The 13,257-nt window shown below is 48.0% G+C and carries 8 protein-coding genes; 1 reads left to right on the top strand and 7 read right to left on the bottom strand.

All coding sequences use genetic code 11. The features are described from left to right. Positions 1-6: 6 nt before the first annotated feature. The 4 genes from K4H28_RS13105 to K4H28_RS13090 form a co-directional block, all read right to left on the bottom strand. Entirely contained in the window at positions 7-3,096 is a 3,090-nt protein-coding gene (locus tag K4H28_RS13105; RefSeq protein WP_221005598.1) for an efflux RND transporter permease subunit, read from the bottom strand. Further along, a complete protein-coding gene (locus K4H28_RS13100; RefSeq protein WP_221005597.1) occupies positions 3,093-4,196 on the bottom strand; it encodes an efflux RND transporter periplasmic adaptor subunit in 1,104 nt (367 codons plus the stop codon). Before K4H28_RS13100 ends, K4H28_RS13105 begins: the two co-directional genes overlap by 4 nt. A gap of 227 nt (positions 4,197-4,423) precedes the next feature. After that, positions 4,424-5,677 (bottom strand): arginine deiminase, encoded by a 1,254-nt coding sequence (gene arcA / locus K4H28_RS13095; protein WP_221005596.1) that lies wholly within the window; start codon positions 5,675-5,677, stop codon positions 4,424-4,426. A 30-nt stretch (positions 5,678-5,707) separates the two neighbouring features. Beyond that, entirely contained in the window at positions 5,708-7,138 is a 1,431-nt protein-coding gene (locus tag K4H28_RS13090; protein WP_221005595.1) for a basic amino acid/polyamine antiporter, read from the bottom strand. A 251-nt stretch (positions 7,139-7,389) separates the two neighbouring features. Between K4H28_RS13090 and K4H28_RS13085 the strand changes: the two genes are divergently transcribed. Next, positions 7,390-8,730: a TolC family outer membrane protein gene (locus tag K4H28_RS13085; RefSeq protein WP_221005594.1), complete on the top strand. Its 1,341-nt coding sequence runs from the start codon at positions 7,390-7,392 to the stop codon at positions 8,728-8,730. A gap of 66 nt (positions 8,731-8,796) precedes the next feature. Here K4H28_RS13085 and K4H28_RS13080 read toward each other — a convergent pair whose 3' ends face one another. The 3 genes from K4H28_RS13080 to K4H28_RS13070 all read right to left on the bottom strand — a co-directional run bounded on the left by K4H28_RS13080 (position 8,797) and on the right by K4H28_RS13070 (position 13,036). Continuing rightward, the gene (locus K4H28_RS13080) at positions 8,797-10,263 is read right to left on the bottom strand and encodes a GntP family permease (protein WP_221005593.1); all 1,467 of its coding nucleotides are present in this window, start codon (positions 10,261-10,263) and stop codon (positions 8,797-8,799) included. A 4-nt stretch (positions 10,264-10,267) separates the two neighbouring features. Further along, complete coding sequence (locus K4H28_RS13075) at positions 10,268-11,329, bottom strand: patatin-like phospholipase family protein (protein ID WP_221005592.1); 1,062 nt, start codon at positions 11,327-11,329, stop codon at positions 10,268-10,270. Between the two features lie 414 nt (positions 11,330-11,743). After that, the gene (locus tag K4H28_RS13070; RefSeq protein ID WP_221005591.1) at positions 11,744-13,036 is read right to left on the bottom strand and encodes a mannosyltransferase family protein; all 1,293 of its coding nucleotides are present in this window, start codon (positions 13,034-13,036) and stop codon (positions 11,744-11,746) included. Positions 13,037-13,257: the final 221 nt, after the last annotated feature.

Genomic DNA, 13,257 nt, shown 5'->3' with positions numbered 1-13,257 from the left:
GCTTTTTCATTGAGCTGCTTGGACTTCAGTGTCTGCAGGGGCTGTTTCAGTTGGTGTTTTAGCTGGCGGAGTACCGCCAAACACAGCCACATACAATGCAGGCAAGAAGATCAAAGTCAGCAGCGTCGCGACGAAAAGCCCACCCATAATCGCGAAAGCCATTGGCCCCCAGAATACAGTCGGCGCAATCGGTATCATGCCAAGAATTGTCGAGAGTGCCGTGAGCATCATCGGGCGAAGGCGTGATGTACTCGCTGTCACGACAGCATCCCAGATGTCCTTGCCGTCTTTTCGGTCGCTTTCAATTTGGTCAATTAAGATGACTGCATTTTTTGCAATCATGCCCAAGAGCGCCAAAATACCCAAAATTGCAACAAAGCCCAACGGTCGACCTGAAAGCAATAGCGCAGCGACCACACCAATCATGCCCATCGGCATCAGTGCAACCACCATCGCTAAACGCCGGAAGCTGACGAGTTGGAACATCAGAATCGCCAACATGATGGCTAACATAACAGGCACTACGGCCATTACAGAGGCTTGCGACGCGGCACTTTCTTCGGCTACACCCGCCAATTCAATTTTGTAGCCTTTGGCTAGGGTGGCATTCAGTTTGGCTATTTTCGGCTCAAGTTCGGCTACGACGGCATCAGGTAGTACGCCAGGAATCACGTCGGCCATCACGGTCAATGTGGGTACGCGGTCACGACGGCCAATTCGAGGTAATTCTTGCACTTCTTTAAAAGTAGCAAATTGGCTGAGTGGCACATTCCGCCCATTTGGCAGCGGCACTTGTAAGGTCCGCAGCGTTGCAAATGAGAGACGTTGGTCATCATTGGCGCGCGCTACGACATCAATCAAGTAAATGCCATCGCGTACTTGAGTGATGGTTGAGCCAGAAACTGCCACATTGAGTGCTGCTGCCAGCGAGCTTGAGCTCACCCCCAATTGTCTTGCTTGATCTTGATCGACTTGCAGGCGCAGCTGACGTGCAGGTTCGAACCAATCAAAATTGACATGACGTGCTTGGGGGCTATTCCCCATGATTTGTGCAACATCTTGTGCAATTCGGCGAACTTCATTGGTATCTTCGCCACTGACACGGTATTGCAAAGGCCAGCCTACGGGTGGCCCAAGTTCAAGCGGGCCGACGCGTGCCACAACATCTGGAAACTCTTTTGCGAGCACTTTTTCTAGTTTTGCTTGTAAGCGCAGACGAGCTTCAAAGTCTTTGGCGACGATAACAAATTGCCCTAAAAATGGATCGGGCAAATGCACATTCAATGGCAGGTAAAAACGAATTGCGCCACGGCCAACATACGCACTCCAATGTGCTACATCGGGATCATCTTTGAGTACTTTATCAAGTCGCTTAGATACATTCTCGCTGGCAAAAATGGAGGCACTTTGCGGCAATGTAATATCAACTAGAATCTCTGGCCGATCAGAAGAAGGGAAAAACTGGCTTGGCACAAATTGCATCGAGAATAATGCTAAGCAAAATGCACCCACAGTCAGTGAAATGGTTAGCCATTTTGCGCGCATTGCCCCATTCAGGAAACGGCTAAAAAGGTTAAGCAGTGCACTTGGTTTTTTATCAGGGTCTACTTTTGGCGCTTTGAGTAAAGCCATACCAATGAGCGGCGCAAAGATGACCGCTACCAACCAAGAAACAAGTAGTGCGATCCCAACTACAGCAAAAATAGAGAAGGTATATTCACCGGCCGAGCTTGCAGCAAAGCCGATAGGGATAAACCCCGCAATAGTCACCAAGGTGCCAATCAGCATCGGTGCTGCTAATGCTTTGTAGGCATAAGTGGCGGAGTCTTCTTTTGAGTCACCCAAGCCCAATCGGCGAATCATCGCATCGACGGTGGTCATTGCATCATCGACCATCAAGGCCAATGCAATAATCAGTGCACCCAGTGAGATACGTTGCAAATCAATGCCGTACATTTGCATGACCACAAACACAATCGCTAGCGTGAGTGGGATAGACAATGCAACGACGGTACCTGGACGAGCGCCAAGCGTGACAAAACTCACCGCAATGATGATCAAAATGGCTTGCCATAACGACGTGGTAAATTCGTTAATCGCTACATCGACCGTTACAGCCTGATCGGAAACCAAGACCGGCTCAACGCCCGCTGGCAGTTTGGCGCGAATTTCAGCCATTTCTTTTTTTAGATTTGCACCGAGAGCTAGAATGTCACCCGAGTCGCGCATTGCAATCGCTATACCCACTGCAGGCTCACCATTCACGCGGAACATGGGTTGCGGTGGATTGACGAATGTACGTTTTACCGTAGCGATATCGCCTAAGCGTATCATCCGGTCGCCAACGGCAAAATTGATGGCTTCAATGTCTTTTTCGGTATCAAACGAGCCAGAAACCCGTAGTGAAATTCGTTCGCTGTCACCGTGTATGACACCAGAAGGACGTACCAGATTTTGGGCTTGTAAAGCGCGAGCAATCGCGCCGTAGTCCAAGCCCAGTCCACCGAGTCGCTCAGTTGAAAACTCGATCACAATTTGTTCGTTCTGTGCGCCTAAGACTTCAATTTTTGAGACGTCAGGCACATGCAGTAGTTTTGATCGAACATCTTCGGCAATGTCACGGAGTTCACGCTTGCTAAAGCCTTCACCGACAAAACCATAGATCGTCCCGAAGGTGTCGCCAAATTGATCGTTAAAGCCAGGTCCGACCACTCCAGCGGGTAGGGTTCCGCGAATGTCATTGATATTATTACGTACCCATTGCCATGTACTAGGTACCTCTGTGGGAGGGGTTGAGCCTTTTAAGTCGATAAAGATTGTTGTAACGCCAGCACTGGTAAAGCTGCGTACGGTATCGACATTGGGTGTTTCCTGCAGTTTGCGCTCAAGCCGCTCCGTTAATTGCTCGATCGTATCCTCGATTGAGGCGCCAGGCCATGCAGCTTGTACGACCATTGTGCGGGTGGTAAAAGTAGGATCTTCAGCGCGACCTAGGCCTAAAAAGGCCATCGCACCGCCAATCAAGGCCATGATCATCAAGAAAACAACCAGTGAGCGGCGACTAATCGACCACTCAGACAGATTTGGACCGATCATTTGTCACCTCGAAGTGGGTTGACTTTTTGACCTGCACGTAAAGCTTGTACACCTGCGGTGACAACTAGATCGCCCGCTGCCAAACCTTTACTAATCACTACACTGGAAAGGTTTGAGTGTGCTACTTCTACTTTTCGTAGTGCGACTTGATTGGTCTTGCTGTCTACAACCCATACCGCCGCCGCACCATCACCCCGCGTCAGCGCGGTACTTGGAACGTTAAAGCCCTCTGGGGTATCAATCTTGATCCGGCCCGTTACGGTAGTGCCTAGGCGCATCGCAGGTGGAGGATCAATTAATGCAACTCGAATACGGAATGAACCTGTCACAGGGTCGGCACGCGGAGCCACTTCACGCACTCTACCTTCAACAGAAACAGAAGGGTCTTTTGATAGGCTGATGCTGATTTTTGGATCATTGGGTACGGTATCTTTTAGCTGTGACGGGATATTAAAAATCGCATCACGGCCGTCTTGTAGAGCAAGCTCAACGACCATACGGCCGCCTTGTACCACTTCGCCTGGCTCAGCGCCCACTGCGGTCACAACGCCAGTGGCATCAGAAATAAGACGGGTGTAACCCAGGCGAGTACGCGAAATATTTAGATTTGCTTGTGCGGCATTGACTTGGGCCTGGGCGCTATTGGCTTGCTGAACAATACGATCAAAGGCCGCTTGGGAAATAAAGTTTTGCGATAGTAAATAGCGATTGCGATTTTCATTGGCACGGGCTTCGATCAGTAAGGCGCGAGCACCTTCTAAATTTGCCTCGGCAGCAATAACGCCGTTTTGTTCTGTATCTGGGTTGAGGACGGCCACTTCTTGTCCAGCCTTAACTAAATCACCTACATTCACCGAGCGGCTAACCATTCGGCCATCCACGCGAAATGCGAGATTGATTTGATCTTTGGCGTGAACAGTACCTGAGAGTACGGTCAAATCGGTACCATCTTGTCCACCGACTTGCATCACTTTGACTGAGCGTAACTCAGGTGGCGGCGCTTCTTCGGCAGGCTTGCACGCAACGAGTAGTGTCAGTGCTGCGGATAGCGCAATCGTATTGCGCACTGCGTGCGTGAATTTCGCATCAATAAGTGACATAAACAGTTTCCAATCAAAAAGACAGATGGTTAGATTTGTGCATCGTTAGAAACGATGAGTACAAGTCTATAGAGCAAAAATTTCAATTCATTGACTGTTGAATTTATGGCTTAGCAAATCAACAGTTTGAAGTTATTCACGTAATAAAACCTCACTCAGAATTAAGCCTGAGTGAGGTTTTATTAATTCAACAATGATACAGTTTCATTGTCGTTTATTCATCCCGCTTAAAAATCAACAGCATCACGCACAATTGGGCAAGTCATGCAGTGTCCACCGCCACGACCACGGCCTAACTCTGCGCCAACAATCGTAATGACCTCAACGCCTTCTTTGCGGAGTTGCGTATTGGTTTCAGTATTACGGTCATAAGCAAAAACAACACCTGGCGCTACAGCAACCAGATTATTACCACTATCCCATTGTTGGCGTTCCGAGGCGTAATGATTGCCTGCAGTTTCTACCACACGTAGTTTTTTGAAGTTGAGTGACTCAGCCACCACGTCAGTAAATGATTTTTTCTCAATCGTCGCTTCAATGCCGCTTGGTTTGTCACTTGGGCGTAGTGAAATGGCGTGTACTTGGCTCATGAATTCGGGAGACATGGTAACGACATCGCGGTCAGCAAAAGTAAAGATCGTATCCAAATGCATCGCCGTACGTTTGCTTGGCATTGCCGCAATAATGACGCGCTCCGCAGCACCTTTTTTGAACAAATTGTTGGCCAATAAGCTGATGCCTTGGCGAGATGTGCGCTCACTCATACCAATCAATACGACGCCATTACCAATCGGCATTACGTCGCCACCTTCGATGGTTGCGCTGCCGTAGTTGGTATCAGGGTCACCGAACCAGTATTCAAAGCTTGCGCTAGTGAAGGTTGGATGGAAGCGATAAATTGCCGTTGTGAGTAGTGTTTCTTCTTTGCGTGCTGGCCAATACAGAGGATTGAGCGTTACACCACCATAAATCCAGCAGGTTGTATCGCGGGTATAAAGTGTATTGGGTAGCGGTGGCAATAGGTATTCAGTCACGCCGTGTGATTCGCGAACTAAATCTAAATAGCCGCACGTTGAAAATTCATCGGGCAAATCCATGACTGAAACGCCACCAATGAGCACTTCTGCTAAACGGCGTGGATCCAAGCTTTCAAGGTATGCGCGCGTTTCATCAACGAGGCCAATGCCGACGTTATTAACAGTGACTTTACGATCCAAAATCCACGCACGGGCTTCTGGGATCGCGACTGTTTCTGCTAGTAGATTGTGCATTTCAAGTACTTCAACACCACGGTCACGCATTTTGCTCATAAAGTCAAAATGGTCACGCTTGGCATTTTGTACCCACATTACATCGTCAAATAGCAGTGAGTCGTTATTACTTGGCGTCAAGCGAGTATGAGCAAGGCCTGGGGCGCAGACCATTACTTTGCGCAGTACACCAACTTCTGAATGAACACCGAAAGTATTTGTTGCAGTCATTGCATAAGCTCCTTATTGGGTAGGAATTACCTAGATCGTGATCTGGCCAGTTGCAAGTGCGATGACCCCAACGATGGCGCCGATGGTCATTGCGATAAACAAGCTTTTTTCTGCTGTATTAAATACGGTATTACCTTGCTCACGTTGCGCCATGATGAACATGATGGATCCTGGCGCAAATAGAATGCACGCCAATAAAATATGCTTGAACCCGCCTGAGAACAGCATAAACAGTGCATAAAGTGTTGCTACGCCCGCGATTTTCATATCGCGCGACAAAGAAGTTTCATCAGCGGCGTAGGTTTCTCGTTTGAGTGTGAGCTTGAGTGCATAAGCGGCAACTAAAACATAGGGAATCAAGGTCATGGCGCTGGTCATGTCTAGCGCAAGGTTAAATGCCTCTTGTGCAAACATGGTGGATAGCAGAAAGACTTGTACCAAGATGTTGGTAATCCAAAGCGCAGCAACTGGAACGCCATTTTTGTTTTCACGAGCCAAAAACTGCGGAACCAATTTACTCTTGGCTGCGGAAAACAAGACTTCTGCTGCTAATAGTGACCAAGCTAAATAGGCACCAAGCACCGATACAATCAAACCAATACTAACAAACCAAGCACCCCAAGGACCGACTACATAGGAAAGGACGCCGGCCATAGAGGGTTGGCGTAGACCTGCCAACTCAGGACGTAGCATCACGCCGTAGGGTAGCAAGGTAATCATTACCAAAAGACAAAGAACGCCGATAAAGCCCATTACTGTGGCCCAACCAACATCTTCGCGTTTTTTTGCAAAACGAGAGTAGACACTCGCGCCCTCAATACCGATAAAGACAAATACGGTGACCAGCATGGTGCTACGAACTTGCGCAAATAAATCGGCAAAACTGTATGAACCACCACCCCAGAAGCTGGCAACAAACATATCTTTCTGGAATGCAAAGATCATGATGATGACGAATAAAATCAGCGGAATGATTTTAGCGACAGTGACCACTTGATTGATAAACGCGGCTTCTTTGATGCCACGTAAAATCATAAAGTGAACAGCCCACAAGATGATGGATGAGAAAAATACAGCCATCGGCGTATTGCCATCACCAAACATGGGTACGACCGCACCAATAGTGGATTTGATCAAGATAAAGTAGGTCGTGTTACCTAAGCAGGTGCCAGCCCAAAAGCCGAAGGCTGCAATAAAACCGGCGTAGTTACCAAACCCTGCTGTGGCATAGCCATAGATACCGGTATCGATTTCTGGTTTGCGCATTGCGAGGGATTGGAAAACAAAGGCCAGCATCAGCATGCCGCCACCAGCAATCAGCCAAGAGATAATTGCGCCAAATGGGCCTGTTGCTGCGCCAAATCGAGCAGGAATAGAGAAAATCCCTGCGCCAACCATGGATCCGACGACCATGGCGGTTAGCGCTAGGCGCGAAATTTTTTGATCAGATGCAGCGCTCATATAAATTCTCCGTGAAGTGCTTGCGATTAGGTCTTGTTTTTTTTGTTTATTTTTCTTACGGCTTTTGTTTGCTTACAGTTACAATACAAGCTTGCTAGAATGTATCGCAAAGCATATTGCGTAGTCAAAATTTACATTGTAAATACAGAGTTTCCATGGTTTTGCCAACTAAGTTATGGCAAACTCTCCGTTGTTGGCATATTTTTTAGTGCTTTGTCAGCGCCCACCACTAGATTGACAATGAGGCTGATGTGAAACTTAAATCGATTTTCTTCGTGATGGCAGCTACTTTTGCAGGCTCGGCTCAGGCTGTGGATTTGATGGATGCTTGGCGAGCTGCGCAAGTCTACGATGCGAATTTTTCGGCAGCGAAGTCGGCCAAAATTGCTGGTCAGGAAAAGGAAGTACAGGGGCGCTCTTTATTGCTGCCGCAGGTGGGTTTGGGCGCCAATGTCAATCACGCACGTATTGATAGTTCACCGGGTAATCCAACGCCGATGAACCCCCAAATTGACAAGTCAGGCCAAACCTACGGTTTTAGTGTGCGTTTGACTCAGCCCATTTATCGGCAAGAGGCGTTTGTTGCAGCCGATCAGTTGTCAAAGCAAACAGAACTCGCTGATTTGCAATTTCGCGTTGCCGAGCAATCTTTAATTTTGCGTGTTGCATTGAGTTATTTCGATGTGATTACGGCGCAAGAAAATGTTCTTCTGTCTGTGGCGCAGCGTGAGGCGGTTGCGCAGCAGTTAGCGCAGGCAAAACGCTCATTTGAGGTGGGCTCCGCCAATATAAACGATGTTAATGCTGCGCAAGCAAGGTATGACGGCATTACTGCAACAGAGATCATTGCGGCCAATGAGTTAGATATTCGGCAAAATGCGTTCCGCTTGATTACGAGCTTAGAGCCGACCAATTTGGCAACTGCAGCCAATAATATTGAGCCTACCTTGCCTGTGCCGAATGATTTAAAAGAATGGCAAGCGCGAACTGAAACTGGAAGTTTTGATTTACTCGCGCAACGATTAAATTTAGATATCGTTGCCAAGAATATTGAATTGTATCGTTTGCAAGATTCACCGACTTTGGATTTAGTGGCGAGTTACGGTCAAAACTTTGATGGCAGCGGATTATCTCGGAATGGTGGCACAGATCGATTAGGTACGGGAGTCATTGGGGTGCAATTTTCTGTACCGCTTTATACGGGTGGACGTCGCTCTTCGCAATTACGGGAAAGTTTAGCCAATCGTGATCAGCAGGTGGATCGTGTCGAGGCGACTCGCCGTGATGCGCTGCAAAGCAATAAACAAGCTTTCCTTGGTGTTTCAGCAGGGGCAGCGCAAATCCGTGCACTGCAACAGGCACTGACTTCGAGTAAGTCCTTGCTTGATTCAACCAAGCTGGGTCATGAGGTTGGTGTGAGTACGATGCTGGATGTGCTCGATGCCAATCAGCGTTACTACGAGACGCGCTATCGTTTGGTGCTGGCTAAGTACAACTATATTTTCTCTACTTTGCAACTCGCTGCATCAACAGGTGTTTTGAACGAGCAAGTATTGCAGCACGCCAATCAGTGGTTTAGCACCACACGCTAAACCTTGAAAAGCAAAAAAGTCCTCGCCGCTGAGAAAATCAGCAGCGAGGACTTTTTTATTTATGCCTTAAAACGAGCCAAACATCGTACCCAGCACAATCACCACGATCAGTGCAATCACCGCGCCAACAATGCAACTCATCACAATATCTAAGTAGCTCTTGCTGTGCGTCGATCCACATAAAGTGAGCAAAGTGACGACTGCGCCATTGTGCGGCAAGCTGTCTAATGTGCCTGAGCCGATCACCGCAACGCGATGCAATAATGCAGGATCCATGCCAATTTCAGTCGCTAATTGTAAATAGCTAGCACCTAAGGCATCGAGTGCAATGGTCATCCCACCCGAGGCTGAGCCAGTTAATGCGGCGAGAATATTGGTTGATACGGCCAACGAGACTAATGGGCCACCTTGAATGGATAGTACCCATTCTGTCACCAGCGAGAACACGGGCATCGCGGCGACAACTGCGCCAAAACCTACTAAGCTAGCCACGCTGAGGATTGGCAAGCTCGACGCATTTGCGCCTGCAGCCACGCTTTCTCGTAAATTGAGTAATCGTTTGCGATTGCCAATCATGAGCACCACGATGGCAGATAGCAAGGCCACGATCACCGACCACACTCCGCTCACAGAGGATAGGCTAATGCCACCCCATTGCGAGTTTTCTAAAAAGCTGGTGTCCATCCTTGGCAAGATCACCATCGACATCAGAAAATTGACCACAATCACGACGAGCAGTGGCAAAACAGCGATCAAAATACTTGGGGATTGCGCGCTATGGCAGCCAGTGTGAATCTCACGGGGGTCAAAAGAATCTGCCGTTGACGCATGCTCACGGGTGAGTGAGTTATCCGCCATTTCGGCAACGATTTCATTCTGGTCGATTTGGTCAATACGGCCGTAGCCTTCTCCGGCACGGCGCGCACGGTCAGCGGCACGCAGTAACCACCACATCCCGAAGCTGAACATAACGATGGATGCAATGATCCCTAAACCCGGTGCAGCAAACGGCGTTGTGCCAAAAAATGGCATTGGAATGGCATTTTGCACGGCAGGGGTACCAGGCATCGCCGACATCGTGAACGTAAAGGTACCCAAGCCAATTGCGGCTGGCATTAAACGATAAGGGATATCGGCTTTGCGAAATAAGCCTTGCGCCATGGGCACAATAACAAAGAACGCAACAAACAAGCTCACGCCACCGTAAGTGACCAATGCGCCTGCCAATACCACCGCCAAAATCGCGCGCTGGATGCCGAGTTTTTCGGTCATAAAACGCGTAATTTCGGTAACTGAACCGCTATCGTCCATTAATTTACCAAAAACGGCACCCGCTAAGAACAGCGGAAAGAATTGCGCTACAAAAACGCCTGCTGCACCCATAAAGGTTTGCGTCCAGTGCGCTAGCATAGGCTCGCCCGAGCTGAGTGCAACGATTAAGGCCGCCAGAGGCGTTAGAACCAATACACTCCAACCACGAAATGACATCCAGATCAGAAAACCTAGACCCAGTAAAATACCCAGTAAGCCCATTTGATTAAACCTCGGTGAGTAATCGGTCAATATCGAGCGTTGAACGCACGCCAATATCGTCGCCATGCTTGGCTAAAAATGACGAAGCCGCTTTGCGTCCTTCGTCGCGTAGCATGCAAAAAAACGCCCACTCCGCCAGCATTTTGGATGACGCACCCAACTGCAACATAATGTCTTCACTTTCTACGCGGTGAATGCGCATCTTGGCCCACTGCGCACCTTCGCCGGTGCTATTTTCATTCGCAACTTGACGCAACAGCGCCGCCATGCGGAGTTCTTTGATTAAGGGAGAGTTAAACGAAATCTCGTTGAGTCGATTGTTGATTTCATTGGGGGTGCGCGGTGTACCAGGGCGGGAAATTGGATTGATGGTAACTAAAATCGTGTCATCCGATTCGCAGTCGCGTACCAAGGGTGTGATCGTTGGGTTGCCGGTAAAGCCGCCATCCCAGTAGGGTTTACCGTCAATTTCAACGGCTTTGAATGTCGTAGGCAAGCAGGCCGAGGCCATTAAAACATCGGGTGTAATTTCAGCATTGCGAAACACACGGCCACGACCCGTGTTGACATTGGTTGCGGTGATAAATAAACGGGGAATGCTGGTGTTGGCCAGACGTTTGAAATCAACACACTCCTCCAAAATTTTATTCAACGGATTTTCGCTGCCCATAAAGCTGCTGTAGGGCGAGTACAAACGCGTCGACAAATCTGCGGCGACAAAAGCAGGAGAATAATCAAGCGTCCATTTTCCAGTCAGAATCTCAATGGGACCACGGCGAAATGGACTGAGCAAGGCTGCATCGGCAACGGTACGCCAGAATTTTTCGAGAGCTTGCTTTGCGCCTTCACGCCCCCCTGCCGCCAAACCATCGGCCATAACAGCTGCATTCATTGCGCCAGCAGAAGTGCCAGATATACCGTCAAACTCCATCCATGGTTCTTCTAAAAATCGATCCAGCACACCCCAAGTATAGGCGCCATGCGAGCCACCACCTTGTAATGCGAGATCAACGAGTACAGGTTTTCGATTTTTTTGTGGTGCTGGGTTTGCTTGTTCCGTCGTCATTTTGAACCTTGTCAGTCAAATGGATGGGATAGTCAGGTGGTGCTTGCTTTTACTGTGCTGGTGTCGCTTTGGTGCGAAGAAATAAGTTAATTTAGATTATTTTTCTCAATCAAATAAGCTGGTGCTTTGAATTAATATTTATATGTATCTGCCTGTAGGCCATATTAAATATAGTAATTCGCTATATACGTGCTTTATGCTGCATTGCAGCAGGCTTGTTTGGCTATTCTAACGCAGCTTAGTAAAAAAGAAAGTTAAATTTTAGATCTGTAAGTGATGACTTGAATGCAGTCTGAGGTCTAAGGTACTTGTTTTGATGCTGTTACACGCCTGTGAGGCGAGATGCTCTGGCAGGCGTGTGTCTGAATGTGAGGTATGGCTTGGATGATTAAGTTAAATGGGCCATCGACTAAATTAATAAACGTGAAATTGAATGTACATCAGTAAGAAAAACCCCAGCCCAGCCAACATTACAAATTCAATAGCTTGATGCCAATAGTGGCTGCGCTGCATCAAAATTGCTGCAGCAATAGCCAGTGGAAACAAGCTCATCAAATAGCGTGGGCCTGATAATAGCCAGCTCGGCGAATAAGAAATCATCAGGTAGATCGCCGAATATGCAAGGTAGGGCAGCGGGATTTTCCGGCTGCTGGCTAATAGCACACCAATCGCAGCAAAGTAGCAAACCAGTGTAGGTAGCCATGTACCCAAGCCTAGATGCACTTCGCCATTAATGAGACTTTCTAGTGCCCCCGCTACATTACGCGGCATAAAGCCAAAGCTTTGTGACCAATTTTGTTTTTGGTAAATCAAAAAGCGAAACCATTCGCCAGAGATATACTTATTCAGTGCGAGATAAGCCACAAAACCCAAAGGAACCAGCATTAAACCGATAGCGGCGCGATAAGGATGTTTGAGTTCACCATTGCGCCAGCGCTGTGCGATTTCAAACACGAAAGGCACAGCTAATAAAATCCCTTGATTACGGGTTAACCCTGCGAGTGCCGCCACAGCGCCTGCAGCAAGCCAGCGGCCATCACGCAAAAACCAAAACGATGCCAGCGTTAGCAATAAAAAAAGGCTCTCGGTATACGGCATCGCAAAAAAGAAAGAAAAAGGAAAAATCGCCAAAATCTTGCAACTATCCCACGCCAGTTGCGGGTTGGCCGTTTCTCGTTCAACTAGCTTGTACAAAATCAGCGAAGCAGCGCAAAACGCGGCCAGTGAAACGAGTATTGAGGCGGCGAACAGTGGCACTCCGGCCAATTTAACGAGGCTAACGATTGACGGGTAAAGTGGATAGAACACTAAATTGAGCTTTTCTGGCATGGCTTCGCGTACATAGCCATGATCCGCAATATTTAGATAATGCACAGCATCCCAGCGCCACCAAATGTCTTTCATGCTCTCAAAAAAACCGACGAAGCGATTCTCTCTAACCATGTACAACAGCCACGCTAAAATCCACGTTGCAAAACGCACGCCCAGTACAAGACCGATTAACGCAATGATTGGGTGGCGTTGCTGAAATGTGTTTGCTGAGTTGAGAGGTAGGTCGTTTGGTCGTTCGCTATAGCGAGCCTGTAAGTTACCCAGCACTTCATTGGCATTGTCGCCTAAATTTAGGCGAAATTCATACGTGGTCCGTACGGCTATTTGCGCCAACAGCAGCACAAAGGCGAGCAGCGCAAGCGTGGTCATCATCATTTGTCTCATCCCTGTTTTGAAACGACTTAGCTTCATTGAGCTATTGCGATAAATTATGGCGTAAGTTTTATCGCTATCGATTAATTTTAGTTAGGAATGAGCGGTAAAATAGAATAAAAACAACAGATTAGAGCTTTCTGATATAGCTCGTTACTATAAAAATTTGCGGTGTTTGTAGCTGAGTATAAAAAAACGGCATCAATTTAATTGATGCCGTTTGA

Origin of the sequence: Deefgea tanakiae, assembly GCF_019665765.1 — a bacterium.
In the GTDB taxonomy this organism is placed as follows: Bacteria; Pseudomonadota; Gammaproteobacteria; order Burkholderiales; family Chitinibacteraceae; genus Deefgea; species Deefgea tanakiae.
This window is presented reverse-complemented; position numbering and strand designations above follow the sequence as displayed.